This is a genomic window from Kitasatospora sp. GAS204B (genome assembly GCF_029892155.1).
GTDB lineage: Bacteria > Actinomycetota > Actinomycetes > Streptomycetales > Streptomycetaceae > Kitasatospora.
The window spans coordinates 98,461-122,683 of the sequence record NZ_JARZAG010000017.1; the positions used below are offsets into that span (position 1 = coordinate 98,461).

Annotated in this window: 22 protein-coding genes and 1 tRNA gene; 20 read left to right on the forward strand and 3 right to left on the reverse strand. The window is 70.7% G+C overall.

Annotation, left to right across the window (positions count from 1 at the left end; genetic code table 11):
* The first annotated feature begins 8 nt into the window (after positions 1–8).
* Positions 9–395 (forward strand): hypothetical protein, encoded by a 387-nt coding sequence (locus P3T41_RS22940; protein ID WP_280691877.1) that lies wholly within the window; start codon positions 9–11, stop codon positions 393–395.
* Positions 396–754: 359 nt separating this feature from the next.
* On the opposite strand, the gene P3T41_RS22945 is transcribed toward P3T41_RS22940, so the two are convergent.
* Positions 755–1,009: a hypothetical protein gene (locus P3T41_RS22945; RefSeq protein WP_280691878.1), complete on the reverse strand. Its 255-nt coding sequence runs from the start codon at positions 1,007–1,009 to the stop codon at positions 755–757.
* A gap of 279 nt (positions 1,010–1,288) precedes the next feature.
* Between P3T41_RS22945 and P3T41_RS22950 the strand changes: the two genes are divergently transcribed.
* The 4 genes from P3T41_RS22950 to P3T41_RS22965 all read left to right on the forward strand — a co-directional run bounded on the left by P3T41_RS22950 (position 1,289) and on the right by P3T41_RS22965 (position 6,337).
* Positions 1,289–2,065, forward strand: a complete 777-nt coding sequence (locus P3T41_RS22950; RefSeq protein ID WP_280691879.1) for a hypothetical protein — start codon at positions 1,289–1,291, stop codon at positions 2,063–2,065.
* Between the two features lie 41 nt (positions 2,066–2,106).
* Positions 2,107–3,108, forward strand: coding sequence for a DNA methyltransferase (locus tag P3T41_RS22955; protein ID WP_280691880.1), 1,002 nt, complete (start codon positions 2,107–2,109; stop codon positions 3,106–3,108).
* A 498-nt stretch (positions 3,109–3,606) separates the two neighbouring features.
* Positions 3,607–4,005 carry a hypothetical protein gene (locus tag P3T41_RS22960; protein WP_280691881.1) on the forward strand — a complete coding sequence of 133 codons (399 nt, stop codon included), beginning with the start codon at positions 3,607–3,609 and terminating at the stop codon, positions 4,003–4,005.
* 619 nt (positions 4,006–4,624) lie between these two features.
* Positions 4,625–6,337, forward strand: a complete 1,713-nt coding sequence (locus P3T41_RS22965) for a recombinase family protein (protein WP_280691882.1) — start codon at positions 4,625–4,627, stop codon at positions 6,335–6,337.
* Here the strand turns inward: P3T41_RS22965 and P3T41_RS22970 are convergent.
* Positions 6,302–6,386, reverse strand: a tRNA-Leu gene (locus P3T41_RS22970). The genes P3T41_RS22965 and P3T41_RS22970 overlap by 36 nt on opposite strands.
* 457 nt (positions 6,387–6,843) lie before the next feature.
* On the opposite strand from P3T41_RS22970, the gene P3T41_RS22975 reads away from it, so the two are divergent.
* Positions 6,844–7,401 carry an ATP-binding protein gene (locus P3T41_RS22975; RefSeq protein WP_348533685.1) on the forward strand — a complete coding sequence of 186 codons (558 nt, stop codon included), beginning with the start codon at positions 6,844–6,846 and terminating at the stop codon, positions 7,399–7,401.
* Between the two features lie 27 nt (positions 7,402–7,428).
* On the opposite strand, the gene idi is transcribed toward P3T41_RS22975, so the two are convergent.
* The gene (gene idi, locus P3T41_RS22980; RefSeq protein WP_280691883.1) at positions 7,429–7,956 is read right to left on the reverse strand and encodes an isopentenyl-diphosphate Delta-isomerase; all 528 of its coding nucleotides are present in this window, start codon (positions 7,954–7,956) and stop codon (positions 7,429–7,431) included.
* Positions 7,957–8,689: 733 nt separating this feature from the next.
* On the opposite strand from idi, the gene P3T41_RS22985 reads away from it, so the two are divergent.
* From P3T41_RS22985 to ispG, 14 genes are all read left to right on the forward strand, one after another.
* Complete coding sequence (locus P3T41_RS22985) at positions 8,690–9,445, forward strand: phosphocholine cytidylyltransferase family protein (protein ID WP_280691884.1); 756 nt, start codon at positions 8,690–8,692, stop codon at positions 9,443–9,445.
* Positions 9,433–10,494: an iron-containing alcohol dehydrogenase family protein gene (locus P3T41_RS22990; protein ID WP_280691885.1), complete on the forward strand. Its 1,062-nt coding sequence runs from the start codon at positions 9,433–9,435 to the stop codon at positions 10,492–10,494. Before P3T41_RS22985 ends, P3T41_RS22990 begins: the two co-directional genes overlap by 13 nt.
* Positions 10,495–10,600: 106 nt before the next feature.
* Positions 10,601–11,332 (forward strand): CDP-alcohol phosphatidyltransferase family protein, encoded by a 732-nt coding sequence (locus tag P3T41_RS22995; protein ID WP_280691943.1) that lies wholly within the window; start codon positions 10,601–10,603, stop codon positions 11,330–11,332.
* A 104-nt stretch (positions 11,333–11,436) separates the two neighbouring features.
* Positions 11,437–12,282 (forward strand): glycosyltransferase family 2 protein, encoded by an 846-nt coding sequence (locus tag P3T41_RS23000; protein ID WP_280691944.1) that lies wholly within the window; start codon positions 11,437–11,439, stop codon positions 12,280–12,282.
* Between the two features lie 154 nt (positions 12,283–12,436).
* Positions 12,437–13,366, forward strand: a complete 930-nt coding sequence (locus tag P3T41_RS23005; RefSeq protein WP_280691886.1) for an ABC transporter permease — start codon at positions 12,437–12,439, stop codon at positions 13,364–13,366.
* A 7-nt stretch (positions 13,367–13,373) separates the two neighbouring features.
* Positions 13,374–14,186, forward strand: coding sequence for an ABC transporter ATP-binding protein (locus tag P3T41_RS23010; protein WP_280691945.1), 813 nt, complete (start codon positions 13,374–13,376; stop codon positions 14,184–14,186).
* Between the two features lie 396 nt (positions 14,187–14,582).
* Positions 14,583–15,479 (forward strand): squalene synthase HpnC, encoded by an 897-nt coding sequence (gene hpnC / locus P3T41_RS23015; RefSeq protein ID WP_280691946.1) that lies wholly within the window; start codon positions 14,583–14,585, stop codon positions 15,477–15,479.
* A 41-nt stretch (positions 15,480–15,520) separates the two neighbouring features.
* Complete coding sequence (hpnD, locus tag P3T41_RS23020) at positions 15,521–16,378, forward strand: presqualene diphosphate synthase HpnD (protein ID WP_280691947.1); 858 nt, start codon at positions 15,521–15,523, stop codon at positions 16,376–16,378.
* A 139-nt stretch (positions 16,379–16,517) separates the two neighbouring features.
* A complete protein-coding gene (gene hpnE, locus P3T41_RS23025) occupies positions 16,518–17,954 on the forward strand; it encodes a hydroxysqualene dehydroxylase HpnE (protein WP_280691887.1) in 1,437 nt (478 codons plus the stop codon).
* Positions 17,955–18,118: 164 nt separating this feature from the next.
* Positions 18,119–19,156: a polyprenyl synthetase family protein gene (locus P3T41_RS23030; protein ID WP_280691948.1), complete on the forward strand. Its 1,038-nt coding sequence runs from the start codon at positions 18,119–18,121 to the stop codon at positions 19,154–19,156.
* 130 nt (positions 19,157–19,286) lie between these two features.
* Positions 19,287–21,245 carry a squalene--hopene cyclase gene (gene shc, locus P3T41_RS23035; RefSeq protein WP_280691949.1) on the forward strand — a complete coding sequence of 653 codons (1,959 nt, stop codon included), beginning with the start codon at positions 19,287–19,289 and terminating at the stop codon, positions 21,243–21,245.
* Positions 21,242–21,946: a 1-hydroxy-2-methyl-2-butenyl 4-diphosphate reductase gene (locus tag P3T41_RS23040; RefSeq protein WP_280691888.1), complete on the forward strand. Its 705-nt coding sequence runs from the start codon at positions 21,242–21,244 to the stop codon at positions 21,944–21,946. Before shc ends, P3T41_RS23040 begins: the two co-directional genes overlap by 4 nt.
* 2 nt (positions 21,947–21,948) lie before the next feature.
* Positions 21,949–22,971: an adenosyl-hopene transferase HpnH gene (gene hpnH / locus P3T41_RS23045; protein WP_280691889.1), complete on the forward strand. Its 1,023-nt coding sequence runs from the start codon at positions 21,949–21,951 to the stop codon at positions 22,969–22,971.
* Positions 22,972–23,058: 87 nt separating this feature from the next.
* On the forward strand, positions 23,059–24,219 hold the full coding sequence (ispG, locus tag P3T41_RS23050) for a flavodoxin-dependent (E)-4-hydroxy-3-methylbut-2-enyl-diphosphate synthase (RefSeq protein ID WP_280691890.1): 1,161 nt from the start codon (positions 23,059–23,061) through the stop codon (positions 24,217–24,219).
* Positions 24,220–24,223: the final 4 nt, after the last annotated feature.

Consider the following 24,223-nt stretch of genomic DNA (forward strand, 5'->3'; position numbering starts at 1 on the left):
CACAGCACATGGACGGAATCTTCGTCGCGGCACCTCCCGGAGCCGCCTGGCAGCTCAGTCGCGATGAGTTCCAGGCCCATCTGCGCCAGCGCTTTCCCCAGGCCCGCTGCTACGAGAAGCAGGAGCCCATCACGAGGCAGGACTACCTCGGCTTCTACGTCGAACTCGACAATACGGAGCGCCACGGCAGCTACTTCGAACACCGCAACCTGGTTCTTGAGGATGCTCTGCCCGGCGAATGGGCCGACACGATCGCCTGGTTCCTGGGGCTCCTGCCTGCCGATGCTCCGGTGGTTGCCGTGCTTGAGTCGAATCCGGAGACGATGGCGCCGGTCCCGGCACGCGCTGATACCCAGACCATCCGGGACCTGCTCGATGCTCTCGCAGAAGACTGAGCGCCATCGAAATCTGATGTGCGTGTGCGGTGAGCGCAGGCCAACCGCCGGAACTGCCGAACAGTTGATCGGCTAGAGATCGTCCGCGTCAAGGTCGGCTCGGATCCTGACGGCTCGCGTCTGGTGCCTGAACCTCGCGACCTCCGGCGGCGCGGCCTGGTCTGCTTCGATCTCCACCATCAGCGTCGGGTCGACCGGCAGGTACGGGATGGGGTCGGCGCCGGGTAGGCCGCCGACGGTGCGCGGCGCACCGTCAGCGGGGACTGGGTCGTGCACAGGTGGGGCTTGAGTGAGAGGAACACGGCTGGATCCGGCACAGCGACGGCCCGGTCGTGCCAGCCGAGCCGCCGAAGAGCTGATCAGGGGCCGTCCGCCGGGCTTTTCCTGTGGTCCCGAAAGGGCATGTCCAGCGCAGCAGCGTCCTCAATGTTCCGCAGTCGTTCCGAAACCTGCTGAACGTGCGCCGCATGCGACTCCGCCGACTCGCCGCTGGGGGCGACGAGTTCGATGTTGCTCCGGATCAAGGCGCATTCACCGAGGAAGTCCGCCACCCGGTCCGGCGCCACCTTGAGCCAGTCACCGCTGGCCAAGACCGGGAAGAACGTCGCCCCCAAGGAGCGCACAGCCTCGGACCCCCCACACTGAGGTACGCGAGCGCTCGAAGCCGGCGAGGTCGGAGCTGCCCTCCGGGGACATCCAGCAGGTCCATCTTGCCGTCTTCGCCGACGACGAACACATCTACCGACACGCTCATGGCTTCAGTCGATCACGGCTGTGGAGCACGGGTCGACGCGGTTTCGTGCCAGCGTTCTCGCTGAGTGCTGTTAGAAACCGGACCGTATCGCCGTTTCCCTGGTTGTCAACGTCCTACGGTGACCATCGGGCCGACGCCCATGAGCGAGCCCACTACCGCCACCAACACCGACCACTGCCCCAACTCCCGCACGTACACGACGAGCAAGCCCGTACCGCTCTCGGTCTGGCTGACCGAGCCCTTGGCCGGCTGTTGCCCGGTCTGCGAGACCCCGATCGGCGCGGCGTGCGCCAACCGCCTGCCCCTGGGCCTGGCTCGGCAGATCGTGGAGGCGTTCACCGCTCCCGGCGACCTCGTCTACGTCCCCGAGGCCGGCAACGGCTCCTGCCTGATCGCCGCCGTCACCACCGGTCGCCGGGTGCTCGGCTTCGCCCGCACCCGCCACGACGCCGACCTCGCCTACGCCCACCTCCAGCAGGAGGCCGCCCGGGTCGCCTCCCTCGCCCTGCTGCGCCGGGGTCACCCCGACACCCACTCCACCAGCGCTGACCACCACCACGGCAGCGCCCAGCTCGCCATCGCCGCGCCGCACGCCTTCACCACCCACGCCCAGCTCGCCGCCCTGACCGACGCCTGCGCCCACGCGCTCAGGCCCGACGGCGTCATGGTGATGACGTCCCGTCAGAACATCGCGCAGGACACCGCCGGCTACCTCGTCGCCCACGCCCGGGCCAGCGGACTGGTCTACCTCCAGCACATCGTCGCCGCTGAAGCCACCGGCACCGACGGTCGCCTCACCCCGGCCATCCCGGCGCGTGTGCGGCACCGCCAGGACTGCGTCTGCCACCACACCCAGCCCTGGCCCGGCCGACACAACGTCATCCACAACGACCTGTTCGCCTTCATCAAGCCGTGAGTAGTCCCCGCCCCGCCCAATTCCACCGCGAGGAGCTTGCGATGACCGCCCAGCCTCAGGACCTTCCCACCGCCGCCGCTCCGTCGTTTGCCCGGCCCCCGGGCACCCTCGCGGCCCCGGTGATCCTCGCCTCGCTGCCCACCTCGGTGTGGGTCACCGCGCAGAACGACGCCCGCAACCAGCGCCGCGACCGCTACACCCCCGCCTCCGCAGCCCACCCCGCCAAGATGCTTCCCGCCATCGCCGCGCACGCCGTCACCACCTACACCAACCCGGGCCAGCTCGTCCTGGACCCGATGTGCGGCATCGGCACCACACTGGTCGAAGCCGTCCACTGCGGCCGCGACGCCGTCGGTGTCGAGCTCGAGGGCCGCTGGACCGCCGTCGCCCGCGCCAACCTTCACCTCGCCCGCACCCAGGGCGCCACCGGCCGAGCCAGCGTCACGACCGGCGACGCCCGCCACGCCCATACCCTCCTCGGCGCCGAGCATCACGGCCAGGTCCAACTCCTGCTCACCTCCCCGCCCTACGGTGCCTCCGCCCACGGCCGGGTGAACGCCACCCGCGACACCCACCGAGCGGGCATCAACAAGTTCGACGCCACTTACGGCACCAACCCTGCCAACCTCGCTCACGCCCCCACCGACGAACTCCTCGACGCCTTCACCGCGATCCTCACCAGTTGCCTGCCGCTGCTCGCGCCGGGCGCCCATGTGGCCGTCACCGCCCGACCGTGGCGCCACCACGGTGAACTCGTCGACCTGCCCGCCGCTGTCCTCGCCGCCGGACAGGCCGCGGGCCTCACCCCCGTTGAGCGGTGCGTGGCCTTGCTCGCGGGCGTGCGCGATGGTGAACTGGTCGCCCGGCCCTCCTTCTTCCAGCTGAAGAACGTGCGTGCCGCTCGTGCCGCCGGGGTCCCCATGCACCTCATCGTGCACGAGGACGTCCTGGTCCTGCGCTTCCCGCGAACTCCCTCCAACAATGCAATGGTGACGGCCCGTCAGACTGCTGAGGCCGTCCCCGCTGGGGGTGCGACCGCGTGACCGTCACCACCGCCTGCGGGTCGGTCAACCCCGGCCCGCAGGCCCCCACTCCGACCGGGCCCGCGCTGCGGATTGGGAGCCTGTGCACCGGGACCGCCGCCCTCGACCTCGCCGTCGAAGCCGTCCTCGACGCCCGCCTTGCCTGGTGCGCCGACAACGACCCCGCCGCCGCCCTGCTCCTGTCACACCGATTCCCGCACGTCGCCAACCTCGGTGACCTCACTGCCGTCGACTGGCACACCGTGCCGCGCGTGGACATCGTGACCGCCGGGTTCCCATGTCAGGATATTTCGTATGCCGGACGCGGTGTCGGCCTCATGGAAGGCACCCGCAGTGGACTCTGGCGCACCATCGCTCAGGCCGTTCGCGTACTGGCACCCCGCTTCGTCTTCGTGGAGAACGTACCCGCTCTGCGCCGACGCGGACTCGACACCGTCACCGCCGACCTGGCCGCGAGTGGGTACGACCTCGCATGGCGCTGCCTACGAGCAAGCGACGTTGGAGCACCCCACCGCCGGGATCGCCTGTTCCTGCTGGGGATATCAACCAGCGCGGCTGCTGGTGACCCCCACCGCCTCCGACTCCACCGGCCCCAACCGGACCCGGCCCACCGGACGCGGCCTCAACCTCCGCACGCAGATCGCCCTGACCCTGTCGCCGGTCGAAACACCCGCTGCTCCGTACCGGACACCAGGCCCGAATCCGGATACCACCGGTATCACCGCGGCGGACTGCGACGTGAGGGGTCTCGGCGCCACGGTGCCGGTCCTGCTACCCACCCCGCTGGCCGGCGACGGTGCCAAGGGCAGTCCGGGACAGAAGGGCTCGAAGGGCGACCTCTCCCTGCCCTCGGCGATCGCTGCCATCACCAACAGTCCCTCCAAGCAGAAGAACTGACATCACGTCATACCAACTGGCGGGAGTACGAGCCGGCGATCCGCCGCTGGGAGGGCATTCTCGGCCGCCCGGCACCCCCACCGACCTGCCCGGGACGAACCGGCAGTCCGGTCCTGGCGCCCGAGTTCGTGGAGTGGATGATGGCGTTCTCCATTGGCTGGACCGCGGTGCCCGGGATCTCACGATCAGCTCGGCTCCGGCTACTTGGGAACTCCGTCGTCGTCAACCAAGCGGCCTGCGCACTCGCCGCCCTCCTCCAGCAACACGCCGCGTCGGACCGGGACTGACATGCCCGGTACGCCGCCCACCGAGGACCGCCACCCACCGCCCGCACCCCCGAACCAGCAGCACACTGGCGCCGAGGGCACGCGGCCCAACGGGCACCACCGCGAACTCCCACCCGTCACGGTCACAGTGATCCTCCCCGAACACCCACCGCACCTCACCGGTCCCGCTGCCGCCGCCCTCCTCGCCTTCCTCCAAGCCGAACGGGCCCACGCCACACGATCCCGGCCACCAGCTGACACACCGTGAACTCGCCGCACCGGCTGGCCCTTCGCCCCCGTCCGAGTTACGACGGGGGCGTACCAACCGCCAACCGTCCCGCCCGGAGCTGCCCATGCCCGCCACCCCCAGCACCACCGCCCTCGCGTTCGCGTTCGCCGGACGCGTCTCCACCGAGGACCTCCAAGACCCCGAGACCTCCCGCAACTGGCAGCGCACCCGTGCCGAAGCCCTCATCACCCCCACCGGCGGCCGCATCGTCGCCGAGTTCTTCGACGTCGGCTACTCCCGCTCCCTGCCCTGGAAGCGCCGCCCCCAGGCTGCCACCCTGCTCGCCGCCCTCAAGGACCCCGACCGAGGGTTCGACGCCGTCGTCATCGGGGAGCCCCAACGCGTTTTCTACGGCAACCAGTACGGCCTCACCCAGCCCGTCTTCGCCCACTACGGCGTCCAACTCTGGGTCCCCGAGGTCGGCGGCCCGATCGACCCCGACAGCGAAGCCCACGACCTGGTCATGTCCGTCTTCGGCGGCATGTCCAAAGGTGAGCGGACCCGCATCAAGATCCGCGTCCGCACCGCCATGGCCTCCCAAGCAGCCCTCGAAGGCCGCTACCTCGGCGGCCGCCCGCCCTACGGCTACCGCCTCACCGACGCCGGACCCCACCCCAACCCGATCAAGGCCCGCGACGGCAAGCGCCTGCAGTGCCTCGAACCCGACCCCACCGCAGCCCCCGTCATCCAGCGGATCTTCCACGAATACCTGCGCGGCAAAGGCCTCTACGCCATCGCCGAAGGCCTCACCCGCGACAACATCCCCTGCCCCTCCGCCCACGACCGCGCCCGCAACCCCCACCGCCACGGCAACGCCTGGGCCAAGAGCGCGATCCGCGCCATCCTCCTCAACCCCCGCTACACCGGCCACCAGGTCTGGAACCGCCAACGCAAGGACGAAATCCTCCTCGACGTCGAAGACGTCGCCCTTGGCCACGTCACCAAACTGCGCTGGAACGACCCCGACAAGTGGATCAAGTCCGCCGGCCTCGCCCACGAACCCCTCATCACCACCGGCGACTTCGAACAAGTCCAGCTCAAACTCGCCACCAAATCCGCCGCACCCCACCCCGTCGAGCGCAAACCCCGCCCGACCAACCGCACCTACGCGCTACGCGGCCTCATGCGCTGCGGCCTTTGCGACCGCAAAATGCAGGGAACCTTCAACAACGGCCACCCCCACTACCGATGCAGCTACCCCGCCGAATACGCCAAGAGTCGAGCCCTCGACCACCCGCCCACCGTCTACCTGCGCGAGAGCGTCATCCTCCCCGCCCTTGACCACTGGATCGGCACCGCCTTCGCCCCCGGCCGCCTCAAGCGCACCATCACCGAAATCCAACAGGCGCAAACCGCCAACGCCCCCGACCCGGTCGCCGTCCAGGCCGCCCGAAACCAGGTCGAGGCCGCGCTTGCCAAGATCACCCGCTACCGCGCCACCCTCGACGCAGGAGGCGACCCCGCAACCGTCGCCCAGTGGATCAACGAAGCCCGACTCCAACAGGCCACCGCCCAGCAACGCCTCAACCAGCTCACCGCCGAAACCCCGACCCCGCTGACCCACCAACAGATCGAACGCCTGATCAGCGACCTCGGAGACCTCACCGACCGTCTCCTCCAGGCCGAACCCGAACGCAAGGCACCGATCTACGAGAGCTTCGGCCTCACCCTCGTCTACGACATGAAAAAGCGGACCGTGACTGTTGAGTCACGACCCGCAAATTTCATGTACGTATCGAAGTGTCCGAGGGGGGACTTGAACCCCCACGCCCGATAAAGGGCACTAGCACCTCAAGCTAGCGCGTCTGCCATTCCGCCACCCGGACAGGGTGTGTGCCTCGGGGTTCTCTGTGCTGTCCCCGCGGCGACAGAGAGAACACTATCAGGCTTTCGGAGTGGTCCTCACGCCCTTTCACCTGCGCTTCCCCGGCGACGCCGGCCGGCGGTGGGGCCCTCGTGACCGTGTGCGGTGCCCCGGTGGGGTGGGGGTGGTTCGGGGGAAGTGGCGGTGGATGAACGGTCCTGCGCTGGCGCTGTGGGGAAAGGTGGGCAGGGGTGGGCCGATGTGGTCATGGTCGGTCGGAAACGGTCTGGCGGGGGCAAGTTCTTCGACCGGGCACGGGGATTCCGGTGGCTCTCCTAGCCTCGGAAGTGAAGGGGAGCCCTGAACGGAACGCCCCGTTCCCGGATGGTCGGCCGGAGTCGGCCGGCGCCGGCGATGCCTCCCGAGGCCCGGACGAAGGGTGGCAGGACGTGGAGCGGACGAGCGCTACGACGCCGACAGTGCTGCAGCAGCCACAGCAACTGCAGCAGCCACAGCAACTGCAGCAGCCACAGCAGCCCCAGCGGCAGCGCGCACCGATGGTCGCCGAGAGTGTCGAGAGCGTCGAGAGCGTCGAAGTGGAGCTGGCCGGTGAGGGGTTGTGGCGGATCGTCGCCGGGGCGCGCGAGTGCTCGGTGCCGCGGGTGCGGCATGTGGTGCGTGATCTGCTCCGGGACCGGGGGCTGGTGGGGGAGCGGTACGAGGAACTGACCGACGGGCTGCTGCTGATCGTCTCCGAGCTGGTCACCAACGCCGTGACGCACGCGGCGGTGCTCTCGCCACGGGTGACCACCGAGTTGGCGATCGGCGGCGGGCAGGTGCGGGTCTCGGTGGAGGACGGGCATCCGCACCGGCCCAAGGCCGTGGAGAGCGATACGGAGCAGACCGGCGGCCGCGGACTGATGCTGGTCAAGAGCATCGCGCTGGCGGCGGGCGGCTCCTGCGACGTGGAGCAGACCGGGGACGGCGGCAAGGTGATCTGGGCCTCCCTGCCGCTGCCGCCCCCGGTCCAGCTCTAGCACCGCCGCAAGGCGGATCGAGCGGGACTACCAGTCCCGGCCCGCGATCTCCCGGATCCCCGGCAGCGCCGCCTCGAACACCGTGTTGAACCAGACCGAGAACGGCTTCGCCGCCTGGAGCTCCTTCAGCTCGCCGGCTGTCACGAACCGGGTGTCCTCGACCTCGGCCGGGTCGGGCCGCAGGTCGTCCGTCATCAGGCCGACGAAGAGGTGGTTCCACTCCCGCTCGATCAGCCCGGAGGCCTCGTCGGGCAGGTCGTAGCGCACGGTGCCGGCGGCGCAGAGCAGGGCGGGGGCCGTGCCCAGTTCCTCGGCGGTGCGGCGGGCGGCGGCCACGAACGGCGGCTCGCCGGGGTACGGGTGGCCGCAGCAGGTGTTGGACCAGACGCCGGGCGAGTGGTACTTGCCGAGCGCCCGGCGCTGCAGCAGCAGGCGGCCCTGCTGGTCGAAGAGGAAGACCGAGAAGGCCCGGTGCAGATGACCCGGCTGCTGGTGCGCCCAGAGCTTCTCGGCTGTGCCGAGGGTCACGCCCGCGTCGTCCACCAGCTCGAGCATGATCTCGGGTGAGTCGGAAGAAACCCCGGAAGCAGGATGGGAAGCACCGGAAGGACCAGCGGCGGGAGTGGCGGGAGCGGCGGCCGACTCTGCGGCAAGGCTGGTCGATCGACTCTCGGACATGGCGCCTCTTTCGGCACGGGGACCGGCGCCGCCACCCGGATGTGCCACCCGGGCAAGCCCCCCCGGTCCAGCGGACGGCAGCACGCCCCCGTCGCGGTTGGTGCCATGGCGCGTACGGAGGGCGTCGGCTGTCCAGTCTGCCGCATGGCCGGGGCGCTGGGACCGATTCGACGCACCAGCCCCGGGAACACCGGTGTGTGCGCACTTGCGAGCGCCTTGGATGCGCACGGGTGTGCTGAGTAACGGCAAAAATCGAACACATGTTCTGCATGGTCCTGTCACGCCCCGACCACCACTCGCCCTGGCACCTCCGGCGTACCGTGGGGCGGCGTTCGGGCAGGTCGCGCCGGTCGCCTACCATCACATACGACACGGTGCTCCGCCGAGCGGTGGGACCGGGGAGTCGTTCCGCGGGTGGGCATCACGCGGTGTGGGTGCGGGCGCGGACTGCGCGCCGGGGCCAGGCACGGCGAGGGTGCGCGATCCGCGGGCCGGTACAAGGGAATCCCAGGGCAGCACGCGCGCACCCGGCGAGTAGGACGTGTCCGCAGGCAGCACGTGCATGCAGGCAGCACGTGTACTCAATGCAGACGAGCACAGGAGACCCCGCATGATCGGCCTCGTTCTGGCGGCCGGAGCCGGCCGCCGGCTCCGCCCGTACACCGACACGCTCCCCAAGGCGCTGGTGCCGGTGGACGGCGAGAAGACCGTGCTGGACCTCACGCTCGGCAACTTCGCCGAGGTGGGCCTGCGCGAGGCCGCGATCGTCGTGGGGTACCGCAAGGATGCCGTGTACGAGCGCCAGGAGGCGCTGGAGCAGAAGTACGGCGTCAAGCTCACCCTGGTCGAGAACGACAAGGCCGAGGAGTGGAACAACGCCTACTCGCTCTGGTGCGCCCGCGAGCTGTTCAGCGAGGGCCTGCTCCTGGCCAACGGCGACACCGTGCACCCGGCCTCCGTCCAGCGCACCATGCTGGACGGCAACGACCGGCTGATCGCCGAAGGGCGGGCGCCGGGCATCCTGCTCGCGCTGGACACGGTGAAGCAGCTGGCCGACGAGGAGATGAAGGTCGTCGTCGACCCGGTCAAGGGCATGCAAAAGATCACCAAGCTGATGGAGCCGGCCGACGCGACCGGCGAGTACATCGGCGTCACGGTGATCAACCCCTCCGCCGCCGCCGAGCTGGCCGAGGCGCTGCGCACCACCTTCGAGCGCGACCCACAGCTGTACTACGAGGACGGCTACCAGGAGCTGGTCAACGGCGGCTTCCGGATCGACGTGCAGCCGATCGGCGAGGTCCCCTGGGTCGAGGTCGACAACCACGCCGACCTGGCGAAGGCCCGGGAGATCGCGTGCCAGTACTGACCCGGCTGATTCCCTCGCCGCTCTTCGTCGAGATCCGTCCGGGCGCCCTGGACTCGCTGGCGGGCATCCTGGCCGACCAGCGGCTGTCGACCGGCGGCCGGGTCGCGGTGGCGATCAGCAACGGCTCGGGGACCCGGCTGCGCGAGCGGCTGCTGCCGGTGCTGCCGAACGCCGACTGGTTCGACGCGGCCGACGGCACCCTGGACGGCGCGGTGCGGCTGGCGGACGAGGTCCGTGGCGGTCACTACGACGTCCTGGTGGGTCTGGGTGGCGGTAAGATCATCGACGCCGCCAAGTACGCCGCCGCGCGGGTCGGGCTGCCCGTGGTCGCCGTCGCCACCAACCTGGCGCACGACGGCATCTGCTCTCCCGTGTCGACGCTCGACAACGACGCGGGGCGCGGCTCGTACGGGGTGCCGGGGCCGATCGGCGTCGTGGTCGATCTGGACGTGATCCAGCAGGCCCCGCAGCGCTTCGTGGCGGCCGGTGTCGGCGACGTCCTCTCCAACATCTCGGCGTGTGCCGACTGGGAACTCTCCCAGCGGGTGACCGGCGAGAAGGTGGACGGACTCGCGGTGGCGATGGCCCGTTCCGCGGGCGAGAGCCTGCTGCGGCACCCGGGTGCGCTGGAGGATCCGGACCTCCTTACCGCGCTCGCGGAAGCACTGGTACTGTCCGGCATCGCGATGAGCATCGCGGGCAGCACCCGGCCTTCCTCGGGGGCCTGCCACGAGATCTCGCATGCCTTGGACGTGCTGCATCCCAAGCGCTCCGCCCAGCACGGCGAGCAGGTCGGCCTCGGGGCCGCCTTCGCGAGCTTCCTGCGGGGCGAGCAGGAACTGACCAGGCTGATCGTCGACCGCCTGCGGGCCCACGGCCTGCCGGTGACCGCCGATCAGATCGGGTTCACCGAGGCGGAGTTCACCGAGGCGGTGCACTACGCTCCGAATACCCGGCCGGGCCGCTTCACCATTCTTGAGCACCTCGACCTCTCCCCATCTGCGATCAGGGACGCGTACGCCGACTATGTCCAAGCCGTCAACAGTTGAGTCCAGCTCCTCAGCCGCCCGCCCCGAAGCCGCCGAGCGGCCGCCGGTCGACCTCACGGTCCGCCCCTCGATCGAGGAACTGCGCGCCGTCATCCACCCGGAGGGGATGCTCCAGCGCCGCAGCGCCGAGCACTGGGCGGGTCGGCTCTACATGCGCAGGATCTCGCTGCGGATCACCCGGATCCTCTCGACGGTCACGGCGATCACGCCCAACGGCCTGACCTACCTGATGATGTTCACCGGCATCCTGGCCGGTGCGGGGCTGCTCATCCCGGGCATCGGCGGCGCGATCGTCGGTGCGCTGCTGATCCAGCTCTACCTGCTGCTGGACTGCGTGGACGGCGAGGTGGCCCGCTGGCGTCGGCAGACCTCGCTGACCGGCGTCTACCTGGACCGGGTCGGCCACTACATGTCGGAGGCCGCGCTGCTCACCGGCCTCGGCCTGCGCGGCGCGGACCTGTTCCACCACGGCGGCTCGCGCTGGGAGTGGGCCTTCCTGGGCACCCTGGCGGCGCTGGGCGCGATCCTGATCAAGTCGGAGACCGACCTGGTCGACGTGGCCCGGGCCCGCAGCGGGATGACCGCGGTCGAGGACAGCGCCTCGGTGCCGCGCTCCTCCGGGGTGGCCAAGGCCCGCCGGGCGGCCTCCGTCCTCAAGTTCCACCGGCTGGTCGGTGCGGTCGAGGCCTCGCTCTTCATCCTGGCGGCAGGGATCGCCGACCAGGTGCACGGCGGCCTCTTCTTCACCCGGCTCGCGATCGTGCTGCTCGCCGCCATCGCGATGCTCCAGACCGTGCTCCACCTGCTCAGCATCGTCCTCTCCAGCAGGCTGCGATGACCACCACCGACAACCAGGCCACCGAGAGCGCCGCCGGCACCGCCGCCGACAAGGCCACCGGCACTGAGACCGACGCCTTCCGGCTCGGCGCGGTGATCATCACCATGGGCAACCGCCCGGCCGAGCTGAACGCGCTGATCCAGTCCGTGCTCGACCAGCAGGGCCCGGCCGTCCAGCTGGCCGTGGTCGGCAACGGCGCGCCGCTGCCGCCGCTGCCCGCCGGGGTGCGGTCCGTCGAGCTGCCGGAGAACCTGGGCATCCCGGGCGGGCGCAACGTCGGCATCGAGCTGTTCGGCCCGGACGCCCGCGACGTGGACGCCGTGCTCTTCCTGGACGACGACGGCCGGCTGCCGCTGACCGACTCGGCCGAGCTGCTGCGGGCGGCGTTCACCGCCGACCCGGGCCTGGGCATCGTCAGCTTCCGGATCGCCGACCCGCAGACCGGTGAGACCCAGCGCCGCCACGTGCCGCGGCTGCGCGCCGCCGACCCTCTGCGCTCCTCCCGGGTCACCACCTTCCTCGGCGGCGCCAGCGCCGTCCGCTCGACGGTCTTCGAGCGGGCCGGGCAGTTGCCCGCCGACTTCTTCTACGCCCACGAGGAGACCGACCTCGCGTGGCGTGCGCTGGATGCCGGGTGGTCGATCGACTACCGGGCCGACATCGTGCTGCACCACCCCACCACCTCTCCCGCCCGGCATGCCGCGTACTTCCACAACGTGGCGCGCAACCGGGTGTGGCTGGCCCGACGGAACCTTCCGGTGCCGTTGGTGCCTCTCTACCTGTGCACCTGGATCCTGCTCACCCTGGCCCGCCGCCCCCCGCGGGAGGCACGTAAGGCCTGGTGGGGCGGTTTCCGGGAAGGCTGGCGCACACCGTGCGGTGAGCGACGGCCGATGCGATGGCGTACTGTATGGCGCTTGACCAGGTTGGGCAGACCGCCGGTCATCTGATCACCTGGTCGGCGGAACACCACACCGCCGGCCGTCCCCCCTGTGATCCGCTGGAATTCTCCTGGCGGGAGTCGATCCCGTCGGCGAGAGCCCGGCTACTGCCCCCCGGCCAGCAGCCGGACTTCCGATCCCGTGAAGGACGAATGTGTCGACAGTGAGTGAACCGATCAACCTCTCTCTACCCGGGGGTGTTGATACCGGGCTGACCCCCAAGCAGCTCGCCGATAAGTACGGTCTGACGGTCAGTGGCCGTCGGCCAGGGCTCCTCGCCTACACCAAGCAGCTCTGGGGACGCCGACACTTCATCGTCGCGTTCGCCACCGCGCGACTGGTGGCGCAGTACACCACGGCGAAGATGGGCCAGGTCTGGCAGGTCGTCACGCCGCTGCTGAACTGTGCGGTGTTCTACCTGGTGTTCGGCCTCATCCTCAGCGGCAACTCGGTGCCGAAGTACATCCCGTGGCTCTGCGTCGGGGTGTTCATCTTCCAGTTCATCCAGAGCGCCATCCAGTCCGGCACCGGCGCGATCTCGTACAACCTCGGGCTGATCCGTGCGCTGCACTTCCCCCGTGCGTGCATGCCGATCGCCTTCACGGTGATCCAGCTCCAGCAGCTGCTGATCTCGATGGTCGTGCTGGTCGTGATCGTCCTGAGCAACGGCCTGATGCCGGGGCTGACCTGGTTCCAGGTGATCCCGGCGATGTTCCTGCTCTCGCTGTTCAACACCGGCCTGGCCCTGATGATGGCCCGGATCGGTGCCAAGACCAGTGACATCTCCCAGCTGATGCCGTTCGTCCTGCGTACCTGGATGTACCTGTCCGGCGTGATGTACAGCATCGCGGACCGCGTCCACAAGTGGCCGCACTGGGTGCAGCAGGTCGCCACCGCGAACCCGGCCTCCGTGTACATGGAGCTGTTCCGGCACGCGATGATCCCCAGCATCTACAGCAAGAAGCACTACGGGAGCAGTGCCGAGAAGCTGCCGCCCCACGTCTGGGAGATGGCGCTCGGGTGGGCGCTCGTAGCCTTCGTTATCGGTTACGTGTTCTTCTGGAAGGCCGAAGAGGAGTACGGACGTGGCTGAGACCACCATGATCACCGACCGCGAGGAGCGCGACGCCCGGGCGATCTCCGCAGCCAAGGAGACCCGGACGCCGACTGTCGTCGTCGACGACGTGCACATCGTCTACAAGGTGCACGGCGCCTCCGCCGGCAAGGGCAGCGCCACCTCCGCCCTCAGCCGGCTGATCTCCCGCAAGCGCTCGCCCGCCATCACCGAGGTGCACGCGGTGCGCGGTGTCAGCTTCACCGCGTACAAGGGTGAGGCCGTCGGCCTGATCGGCTCCAACGGCTCGGGCAAGTCGACCCTGCTGTCGGCGATCGCCGGCCTGCTGCCCACCGAGAAGGGCGGCATCTACACCAACGGCCAGCCCTCGCTGCTCGGTGTGAACGCGGCGCTGATGGACGACCTGACCGGCGAGCGCAACGTGGTGCTCGGCTGCCTGGCGATGGGCATGAGCCCGGCCCAGGTGAAGGAGCGCTATCAGAACATCGTCGACTTCTCGGGGATCAACGAGAAGGGCGAGTTCATCAACCTGCCGATGCGCACGTACTCCTCCGGCATGGCCGCCCGCCTGCGGTTCTCGATCGCGGCGGCCAAGACCCACGACGTGCTGCTGATCGACGAGGCGCTCTCCACCGGTGACCAGGCCTTCCAGCGCCGCAGCGAGGCCCGCATCCGCGAGCTGCGCAAGGAGGCCGGTACGGTCTTCCTGGTCAGCCACAACAACAACGCGATCCGGGACACCTGCGAGCGGACCATCTGGATCGAGACCGGCGAGCTGATCATGGACGGCCCGACCGACGAGGTCGTCGGCATGTACGAGCGCGGCGAGCGCCCGTAAGACGCCCTCGCCCGAAGCCCGCAGAGCCGGTGTCCGAAAACGCGCGAGCGTTTCGGGCACCGGCTCTGGCATTGTTGCCCTCGGCAACGAGATGAATGAGATGGTCGTCCGGTTCCCTCGGGCCGACCTCGGCGCGTGCCCTGCGTTCGCGCCCCCCGCGTGTGCGCCGGGAGGGTGAGCAGCGTCGGCGCGCCGGGGGGTGGTCTTTTCGGCTGGTGACCGGAAGTGAAAGGGTGAGGGTCCGGGAGCGGCCCAGCCTGCGGGGGAAGCGTGTCCGAATCGGGTCCATGGTCCACACCGGTGTAGAACGGGGGAGTGACGGCAGTGACGACTTCGGCGCAGTTCTCGGCCCGGCCGGGTGGTGGTGCGGCGGACGGTCCCGGCCAGGACGACACGCTGGCCAAGGCGGCCCGGGAGAACTTCCCGGTCGCCCCGGGCTTCCTGCCCGCGGCCTGGCGCGACGACCTGATGGCCGTCTACGGCTACGCCCGCCTCGTGGACGACGCCGGTGACGGCGACCTCGCCGACCCGGCGGCCACCGCCGCGCTGCTCGGCGCGCCCGCGCACGGCGGTGACGAGACCGCGTTCCGGCTCGGCCTGCTCGACGCGCTGGAGCGCGATCTCGACCGGGCGTTCGAGGCCGCGCTGCCCCGCACCCTCGGTGCCGCCGGCGAGCCCCCGCACCACCCCCTGCTCGCCGCCCTGGTCCCGCTGATCGGGCGGCACGCCGTCACCCCCGAGCCGTTCCGCCGGCTGATCGAGGCCAACCGGGTGGACCAGACCACCACCCGCTACCCGACCTTCGAGAGTCTGGTCGGCTACTGCACGTTGTCCGCCGACCCGGTCGGCCGGCTGGTGCTCGCGCTCGCCGACGTCGCGACGCCGGAACGGATCGAGCTTTCGGACGCCATCTGCACCGCCCTGCAAGTCATCGAGCACCTCCAGGACGTGGCCGAGGACTTCGCCCGAGGTCGCGTGTACCTGCCAACCGAGGATCTGGCCAGGTTCGGCGTCACCGAGGCCGACCTGGCCGCCCCGACCGCCGGGGCGTCGGTGCGCGAACTGGTCGCGTTCGAGGCGGCCCGGGCCCGGACCCTGCTCGATCACGGCGCGCCGCTGGTCGGTACGGTTCGGGGAAGGCTTCGACTGCTCCTGGCGGGATTCACCGCGGGCGGGTACGCGGCCCTGGCGGCCATCGAAGCCGCCGGGTACGACGTGCTGGCCCAGCAGGCCAAGCCCGACAAGCGCCGCCTGGCGATGAAGGCGGCGGCCATCTTCGCGAAGGGAAGGTGAGCGCCCGAGTGGCGGCATCACCACTGGCGTCGGCACCGGTCATGGCGGCGTACCGGTACTGCGAGGCGGTCACCGCCCTGCAGGCCCGCAACTTCAGCTACGGGATCAGGTTGCTCCCGGAGTCCAAGCGGCTGGCCATGTCCGCGCTCTACGCGCTGGCCCGCCGGGTCGACGACATCGGCGACGGCGAGCTGTCGGCCGACCGCAAGCAGGAGCAACTGCTCGCCACCCGCGCGCTGCTCGACGAGATCCGGGCGGGCGCGGTCACCGAGGAGGACACCGACCCGATCAAGGTGGCGCTGGCGGACGCCGCCCGGCGCTTCCCGGTCCCGCTCGACGCCTTCGACGAGCTGATCGACGGCGTCGAGATGGACCTGCGCGGCGAGGAGTACCGGACCTTCGAGGACCTCAAGGTCTACTGCCGCTGCGTGGCCGGCTCGATCGGCCGGCTCTCGCTGGGTGTCTACGGTTGCGCCGACCCCAAGCGCGGCGCCGAGTACGCGGACACCCTGGGGCTGGCCCTGCAGCTCACCAACATCCTGCGCGACCTGCGCGAGGACGCGGTCAACGGCCGTACCTACCTGCCCGCCGAGGATCTGGCCAGGTTTGGCTGCGAGCAGGGCTTCGCCTCGCCCACGCCGCCGGCCGGCGCCGACTTCGCCGGCCTGGTGGCCTTCGAGGCCCGGCGTGCCCAGGGCTACTTCGAGGAGGGCCTGCGGCTGCTGCCGATGCTGGACCGCCGCAGCCGCGCCTGCACCGCCGCGATGGCCGGCATCTACCACCGGCTGCTCGGGCGGATCGCCGCCGAGCCCGAGTCGGTGCTGCGCGGCAGGGTATCGCTGCCGGGCTGGGAGAAGGCCTACGTCGCGCTCTCCGGCCTGGCCGGAGGACGTTCTTGAACCCTTGCGACCCTCCGTCATCGTTCGACGACGGGGAATCATCAGAGGGATCTGCGGTGTTGTGGCGGGTGTTGTGCGGGAGACGGGTGTGCACTGAGGGGGACACCCGAGGGCACGGAGCGAACGGCGGGGAGGTGCGATGAGCAGGCAGGCCGAAGAAACGAACCAGCGCACCGCCGTGGTGGTCGGCGGCGGCCTGGCCGGCCTCACCGCCGCGCTGCGCCTGGCCGAGGCCGACCACCGGGTCACCCTGCTGGAGGCCCGCCCGAGGCTGGGCGGGCTGGCCTTCTCGTTCCGCCGTGGCGAGCTGACCGTGGACAACGGCCAGCACGTCTTCCTGCGCTGCTGCACCGCCTACCGCGGCCTGGTCGAGCGCCTGGGCGCCACCGACCAGGTCGAGATCCAGCCCCGTCTCGATGTCCCGGTGCTCGCGGTGCGCGGCGACCGGCACCGGCTCGGCCGGCTGCGCCGGGCCGCGCTGCCGGTGCCGCTGCACCTGGCCGCGAGCCTGGCGAGCTATCCGCACCTGGCGCCGCTGGACCGGCTGCGGGTGGTGCGCGGCGCGCTCGCGCTGCAGCGCCTCGACCTCGCCGACCCGGCGCTCGACCAGCTCTCCTTCGGCAGCTGGCTGCGCGCGCACGGCCAGAACGAGCGCACCATCGCCGCCCTCTGGGACCTGGTCGGGGTGGCCACCCTGAACGCCCGGGCCGACGAGGTCTCGCTGGCGCTGGCCGCGATGGTCTTCAAGACCGGCCTGCTGATGGACCCCGGCGCCAGCGACATCGGCACTGCTGCCGTCCCGCTCGGCGTCGTGCACCACGACGCGGCGCTCGCCCAGCTGGAGCGTGCCGACGTCACCGTGCGGCTGCGCACCAAGGCGGTCGAGATCAAGACCGTCTCCGCCACCGTGGGCCCGCCGCACGCGGTGCGACTGGAGAACGGCGAGCTGCTCAGCGCCGATGTCGTGGTGCTGGCCGGCGCCCAGGAGAGCGCCGCCGCCCTGCTGCCGCCGGAGGCGATCGACGGACAGCACCGGCTGGCCGAGCTGGGCACCGCGCCGATCCTCAACGTGCACGTGGTCTACGACCGCAAGGTGCTGCGCCGGCCGTTCTTCGCGGCGCTGGACTCCCCGGTGCAGTGGGTCTTCGACCGGACCCCGCACTCGGGCCTGGCAGGCTCGACGGTGGCGCGCACCCACCCCGGCGCCCAGTACCTGGCGCTCTCCCAGTCCGCGGTGCGCGACGAGATCGACCTGCCGGTCTCCGAGCTGCGGGCCCGTTACCTGCCGGAGCTGATGCGGCTGCTGCCGGCGGCCCGCGGGGCCGAGGTGCTCGACTTCTTCGTCACCCGTGAGCGCACTGCCACCTTCGACCCGGCGCCGGGCACCGCGGCGCTGCGCCCGGTGGCCGCCACCCGGATCCCCGGCCTGCTGCTGGCCGGCTCGTGGACCGCCACCGGCTGGCCCGCGACCATGGAGAGCGCCGTGCGCAGCGGCCACGCCGCCGCCGATGCCGCGCTGCGCGGCACCGGCTCCCGGGTCCCGGTGGACCGCGGCGACGGGCGGTGGCCCCGATGAGCGCGCCACCGGACACCCCGGGCGCCCCAGCCGGCCGGCTCCCGGCCCACCCCACCAGCACCGACCCCAGCACACCGGCCCACGGAGAGGGAACACACGTGGAGGCACGCCCCAGCACGGCCGCGGGAGCGACGGCCCAAGCCGAGCCCGTCTCGGTACCCGAGCTGCTGGCCAGAGGCCGCACGCTCTGCACTCCGCCGCTGCGCGCGGCGATCGCGCGCCTCGCGCCGCCGATGGACGCGGTCGCGGCCTACCACTTCGGCTGGACCGACCGGGCCGGCAACCCGGTGGCGGGCGACGGCGGCAAGGCGATCCGCCCGGCCCTGGCACTGCTCTCGGCCGAGGCGGCCGGCGCCGACGCACTTGCCGGAGTCCCTGGTGGGGTCGCCGTTGAGCTGGTGCACAACTTCTCCCTCCTGCATGATGATCTGATGGACGGTGACGAGACTCGCAGGCACCGGGCCACCGCGTGGACGGTCTTCGGACCGGCCCAGGCGATCCTGGTCGGCGACGCGCTGGCCACCCTCGGCACCGAGGTCCTGCTGGACTCCGCCCATCCCTCCGGGGACCGGCCGGCGCCCGCGACCCACACCGACGCGGCCCGGGCCGTGCGCCTGCTCACCGTCGCCACCCGCAAGCTGATCGACGGTCAGGCCCAGGACCTCTCCTTCGAGCACCGCGACGTGGTCACGGTCGAGGAGTGCCTGGCGATGGAGGGCAACAAGACCGGCGCCCTGCTGGCCGCCGCCTCCGCCGTCGGCGCCGTGCTGGCCGGGGCCGACGACCGCACCGCCGACGCGCTGGAGCGCTACGGCCACCACCTGGGCCTGGCCTTCCAGGCCGTCGACGACCTGCTCGGCATCTGGGGCGCCACCGAGATCACCGGCAAGCCGCACTGGGGCGACCTGCGTCAGCGCAAGAAGTCGCTGCCGGTCGCCGCCGCCCTCGCCGAGGGCGGCGCGGCCTCCCGCCGGCTGGCCGAGCTGCTCGCCGACCCGAAGGGGCGCGGCGAGGAGTCCGAGGAGGTGCTGGCCGGGCGCGCCGCGCTGATCGAGCAGGCCGGTGGCCGCGCCTGGACCCAGGAGGAGGCCCGCCGCCAGCACACGACCGCCCTCGCCGCGCTGGACGAGGTGCCGATGGCCGACGAGGTGCGCGAGCGTTTCGTGGCTCTCGCCGAATTCGTGGTGGTACGAGAGAGGTGACATCAAGTTGACAGCAACCGCGGACGGCCGGCTCGACCCTGAGTACGATTCCGAGCCGGTCGCGGTGGATGAGCGGCCGCCCGACCCGGCGGTCGCCCCGTGGCAGGTGGCGGGGGAGGTCGTCGAGGTCATCGGCGAGCCGCCCGCACACGCACCCGTGGAACGCGCGGAGATCGAGGACAGCCTGCGCCGGGCCACCGCACACCTGCTGTCCCTACAGGACGCCGAGGGCTGGTGGAAGGGGGACCTGGAGACCAACGTCACCATGGACGCGGAGGACTTGTTACTCCGTCAGTTCCTGGGTATCAGAACCGCGGAGCACACCGCCGCGACCGCCGAGTGGATCCGTTCGCAGCAGCGCGCGGACGGCACCTGGGGGACCTTCCACGGCGGCCCCCCGGAGATCTCCACCACCGTCGAGGCCTATGTCGCGCTGCGCTTGGCCGGCGACGAACCCGACGCCCCGCACATGCGGTCCGCCGCCGAGTACGTCCGCGCCCACGGCGGGATCGCGGCGACCCGAGTCTTCACCCGGATCTGGCTCGCGCTCTTCGGCTGGTGGCCGTGGGAGCGTTTGCCGGAGATGCCTCCGGAGATCATGTTCCTGCCCAAGTGGCTGCCGCTGAACATCTACGCCTTCGGCTGCTGGGCCCGCCAGACCATCGTCCCGCTCACCGTGGTCTCGGCCCACCGCCCGGTCAGACCGGCGCCGTTCGACCTGACCGAGTTGCACACCGATCCGGCCAACCCCTTCCCGCTGCGCCCGCTCGCGCCGCCCGCCAGCTGGGACGGCCTCTTCGAACGCCTGGACCTGGTCCTGCACGCCTACCACAAGCGCGCGGTGCGTCCGCTGCGCCGCCTGGCGCTCACCCAGGCGGGCCGCTGGATCGTCGAACGGCAGGAGGCGGACGGCTGCTGGGGCGGGATCCAGCCGCCCGCCGTCTACTCGCTGATCGCCCTGCACCTGCTCGGCTACGAGCTGGACCACCCCGTCATGACGGCGGGTCTGGCCGCCTTCGAACGCTTCACCGTGCACACCGAGGACGGCAAGCGCTGGCTGGAGGCCTGCCAGTCCCCGGTCTGGGACACCTGCCTGGCCACCATCGCGCTGGTCGACGCCGGTCTGCCGGGCGACCATCCGGCGCTGGTCAAGGCCACCGACTGGATGCTCGGCGAGGAGATCACCACCAAGGGCGACTGGTCCGTCCAGCGTCCCCAGCTCGCGCCCGGCGGTTGGGCGTTCGAGTTCCACAACGACACCTACCCCGATATCGACGACACCGCGGAGGTGGTGCTGGCGCTGCGCCGGGTGCGCCACCCCGAGCCCGAGCTGGTGGACGGCGCGGTCCACCGGGGTGTCGAGTGGAACCTCGGCATGCAGTCCAAGAACGGTGCCTGGGGCGCCTTCGACGTCGACAACACCAGCACGCTGCCGAACAAGCTGCCGTTCTGCGACTTCGGCGAGGTGGTCGACCCGCCCTCGGCCGACGTGACCGCCCATGTGGTGGAGATGCTCGCCGAGGTCGGCAAGGCGGACGACCCGCGCACCCGGCGCGGCGTCGACTGGCTGCTGCGCAACCAGGAGGCCGAGGGCTCCTGGTTCGGCCGCTGGGGCACCAACTACATCTACGGCACCGGCTCGGTGGTGCCGGCCCTGGTGGCCGCCGGGGTGCCCGAGTCCGACCCGTCGATCCGCCGCGCGGTGCGCTGGCTGGAGGAGCGGCAGAATCCGGACGGCGGTTGGGGCGAGGACATGCGCTCCTACGAGGACCCGGAGCACTGGTCCGGGCGCGGGGAGTCCACCGCCTCGCAGACCGCCTGGGCGCTGATGGCGCTGCTGTCGGCCGGCGAGGGCCCCGGCGGGCGGTTCGCCCCCGGGGCGGAGCGGGGCAGCGCGGCCGTCGAACGCGGCGTGCGCTGGCTGGCGGCCACTCAGCAGCCGGACGGCAACTGGGACGAGCCGCAGTTCACCGGGACCGGGTTCCCGTGGGACTTCTCGATCAACTACCACCTCTACCGGCTGGTCTTCCCGGTCACCGCACTGGGCCGCTACCTGCACGGCAACCCCGCGCTGGGGAGGCTGACATGAGTGCTCCACTCCTGGTCCTGTGCGCGCTGGCCCCGGAGGAGTGGGCGCTGCGCGGCGGCGACTGGGCGAACGCGCTCGGCGGTTCACCGGTGCTCGCCCGCACCGGTATGGGCCCGGCGCGGGCTGGGCGGACCCTCAGCACCCTGCTGGCGGCCGCCCCCCAGGGGTACAGCGCGGTGCTGATGACCGGATTCTGCGCTGCCGCCGCGCCGGGAACAAGACCTGGTGAGGTGATTGTTGCCGACAGGGTGCACTCCGCTTCGGGATGTTCAACTGCGACCCAGTTGCCCGATGTCCTGGCCCAGGCCGTGACCGGCCTGGGTCTGCCCGTGCGCACCGGCCCGCTGTACTCCGCCGACCACGTGGTGCGCGGCCACGAGCGCCGCGTGCTGCACCGCCGCGGCACGATCGCCGTGGACATGGAGTCCGCGGCCGCGTTCGACGCGCTGCCCGCCGGCCTGCCGGTGGCGGCGGTCCGGGTGGTGGTGGACACGCCCGAGCGCGAGCTGCTGCGTCCCGGCACCCTGCCCGGCGGACTGCGCGCCTACCGCACCCTGCGGGCCCTGGTGCCCGCCCTGCTCGGCTGGCACCGGAGCGTGGTCGGTGCCGGCGCCCAGCGCCCGTGTCCGATACCGGAGCCGTCAGATTTCTCTCTCGCGACCCACTCTTCCCTGCCGACGCTCCCTCAGGAGGCGAGCTAGCCATGGCAATGCCGCTGCGCCAGACCGTGCGGGTCAGTACCTACCTCATGCAGCAGAAGCTGCTCAAGCGCCGTGACAAGTTCCCGCTGATCGTCGAGCTGGAACCGCTCTTCGCGTGCAACCTCGCCTGTGAGGGCTGCGGCAAGATCCAGCACCCGGCCGGGGTGCTCAAGCAGCGGATGCCGGTCGCCCAGGCGGTCGGTGCCGTGCTGGAGTCCGGCGCTCCGATGGTCTCCATCGCCGGCGGTGAGCCGCTGATGCACCCGCAGATCGACGAGATCGTCCGTCAGCTGGTCGAACGGCGGAAGTACGTCTTCCTCTGCACGAATGCGCTGCTGTTGCGCAAGAAGTTGGACAAGTTCACTCCTTCGCCGTATTTCACCTTCACGGTGCACATCGACGGCCTGCGCGAGCGCCACGATGAGTCGGTGGCCAAGGAGGGGACGTTCGACGAGGCGGTCGCCGCGATCAAGGAGGCCAAGCAGCGCGGCTTCCGGGTCACCACCAACAGCACCTTCTTCAACACGGACACCCCGCAGACCATCATCGAGGTGCTCGACTTCCTCAACGACGAGTTGCAGGTCGAGGAGATGATGATCTCCCCGGCCTACGCCTATGAGAAGGCGCCCGACCAGGAGCACTTCCTGGGCGTGGAGCAGACCCGGGAGCTCTTCCGCAAGGCCTTCTCCGGTGGCAACCGTCGCCGGTGGCGCCTGAACCACAGCCCGCTCTTCCTGGACTTCCTGGAGGGCAAGGTCGACTTCGAGTGCACGGCGTGGGGCATCCCGAACTACTCGCTCTTCGGTTGGCAGCGTCCCTGCTACCTGATGGCCGACGGGTACGTGCCCACCTACCGGGAGCTGATCGAGAAGACCGACTGGTCCAAGTACGGCCGTGGCAAGGACCCGCGCTGCGAGAACTGCATGGCGCACTGCGGGTACGAGCCGACGGCGGTGTTGGCCACCATGGGCTCGCTCAAGGAGTCGCTGCGAGCCATGCGGGAGACCGTCAGCGGCAATCGCTGAATGGTCGGGGCCCGGCGCGCGTGCGGGAGCGCGCGTCGGGTCCGACCATGACACCAGGACCAACACAGCAAGGATGTGCGAACAGTCATGACCGCGATCTCGCTCGGTATCCCATCGCTGCCGCTGAAGCCGCTCGCGACCCGTCGTCACTCGCGTCAGATCATGGTCGGCAACGTGCCGGTGGGTGGTGACGCGCCGGTCTCGGTGCAGTCGATGACCACCACGCTGACCTCGGATGTGAACGCGACGCTGCAGCAGATCGCGCAGCTGACCGCTTCGGGGTGTCAGATCGTGCGGGTGGCGGTGCCCTCGCAGGACGATGCGGACGCGTTGCCGATCATCGCGAAGAAGTCGCAGATCCCGGTGATCGCGGACATCCACTTCCAGCCGAAGTACGTGTTCGCGGCGATCGACGCGGGGTGCGCGGCGGTGCGGGTGAACCCGGGCAACATCAAGGCGTTCGACGACAAGGTCGGCGAGATCGCGAAGGCGGCGAAGGAGACCGGTACGCCGATCCGGATCGGCGTGAACGCCGGCTCGCTGGACAAGCGGCTGCTGGAGAAGTACGGGAAAGCGACGCCCGAGGCGCTGGTGGAGTCGGCGCTGTGGGAGTGCTCGCTCTTCGAGGAGCACGATTTCCGGGACATCAAGATCTCGGTGAAGCACAACGACCCGGTCGTGATGATCAACGCCTACCGGCAGCTCGCGGCGGCGTGCGACTACCCGTTGCACCTGGGTGTGACGGAGGCGGGCCCGGCGTTCCAGGGCACCATCAAGTCGGCCGTCGCGTTCGGTGCGCTGCTGGCGGAGGGGATCGGGGACACGATCCGGGTCTCGCTCTCCGCGCCGCCGGTGGAGGAGATCAAGGTCGGAATCCAGATCCTGGAGTCGCTGAACCTGCGTCAGCGCGGCCTGGAGATCGTCTCCTGCCCGTCCTGCGGTCGGGCGCAGGTGGACGTCTACAAGCTCGCGGAGGAGGTCACGGCGGGTCTGGAGGGCATGGAGGTGCCCTTGCGGGTCGCGGTGATGGGTTGTGTGGTGAACGGTCCGGGTGAGGCGCGGGAGGCGGACCTGGGGGTGGCCTCGGGCAACGGCAAGGGCCAGATCTTCGTCAAGGGCGAGGTGATCAAGACGGTGCCCGAGTCGAAGATCGTCGAGACCCTGATCGAGGAGGCCCTCAAGCTCGCCGAGCAGATGCAGGCCGACGGCGCCCCAGCGGGCGTGCCGGCCGTGATCGCGGCAGGCTGAACCC

What these genes read in the sequence shown, in the direction of transcription:
- P3T41_RS22940 (WP_280691877.1), top strand. Translation starts at nt 9, where the DNA reads ATGGACGGAATCTTCGTCGCGGCACCTCCCGGAGCCGCCTGGCAGCTC.
- P3T41_RS22950 (WP_280691879.1), top strand. Translation starts at nt 1,289, where the DNA reads ATGAGCGAGCCCACTACCGCCACCAACACCGACCACTGCCCCAACTCC.
- P3T41_RS22955 (WP_280691880.1), top strand. Translation starts at nt 2,107, where the DNA reads ATGACCGCCCAGCCTCAGGACCTTCCCACCGCCGCCGCTCCGTCGTTT.
- P3T41_RS22965 (WP_280691882.1), top strand. Translation starts at nt 4,625, where the DNA reads ATGCCCGCCACCCCCAGCACCACCGCCCTCGCGTTCGCGTTCGCCGGA.
- idi (WP_280691883.1), bottom strand. Translation starts at nt 7,956, where the DNA reads ATGCTCGAGCTGGTGGACGACGCGGGCGTGACCCTCGGCACAGCCGAG.
- P3T41_RS22985 (WP_280691884.1), top strand. Translation starts at nt 8,690, where the DNA reads ATGATCGGCCTCGTTCTGGCGGCCGGAGCCGGCCGCCGGCTCCGCCCG.
- P3T41_RS22995 (WP_280691943.1), top strand. Translation starts at nt 10,601, where the DNA reads ATGCTCCAGCGCCGCAGCGCCGAGCACTGGGCGGGTCGGCTCTACATG.
- P3T41_RS23000 (WP_280691944.1), top strand. Translation starts at nt 11,437, where the DNA reads ATGGGCAACCGCCCGGCCGAGCTGAACGCGCTGATCCAGTCCGTGCTC.
- P3T41_RS23010 (WP_280691945.1), top strand. Translation starts at nt 13,374, where the DNA reads ATGATCACCGACCGCGAGGAGCGCGACGCCCGGGCGATCTCCGCAGCC.
- hpnD (WP_280691947.1), top strand. Translation starts at nt 15,521, where the DNA reads ATGGCGGCGTACCGGTACTGCGAGGCGGTCACCGCCCTGCAGGCCCGC.
- hpnE (WP_280691887.1), top strand. Translation starts at nt 16,518, where the DNA reads ATGAGCAGGCAGGCCGAAGAAACGAACCAGCGCACCGCCGTGGTGGTC.
- P3T41_RS23040 (WP_280691888.1), top strand. Translation starts at nt 21,242, where the DNA reads ATGAGTGCTCCACTCCTGGTCCTGTGCGCGCTGGCCCCGGAGGAGTGG.
- hpnH (WP_280691889.1), top strand. Translation starts at nt 21,949, where the DNA reads ATGGCAATGCCGCTGCGCCAGACCGTGCGGGTCAGTACCTACCTCATG.
- ispG (WP_280691890.1), top strand. Translation starts at nt 23,059, where the DNA reads ATGACCGCGATCTCGCTCGGTATCCCATCGCTGCCGCTGAAGCCGCTC.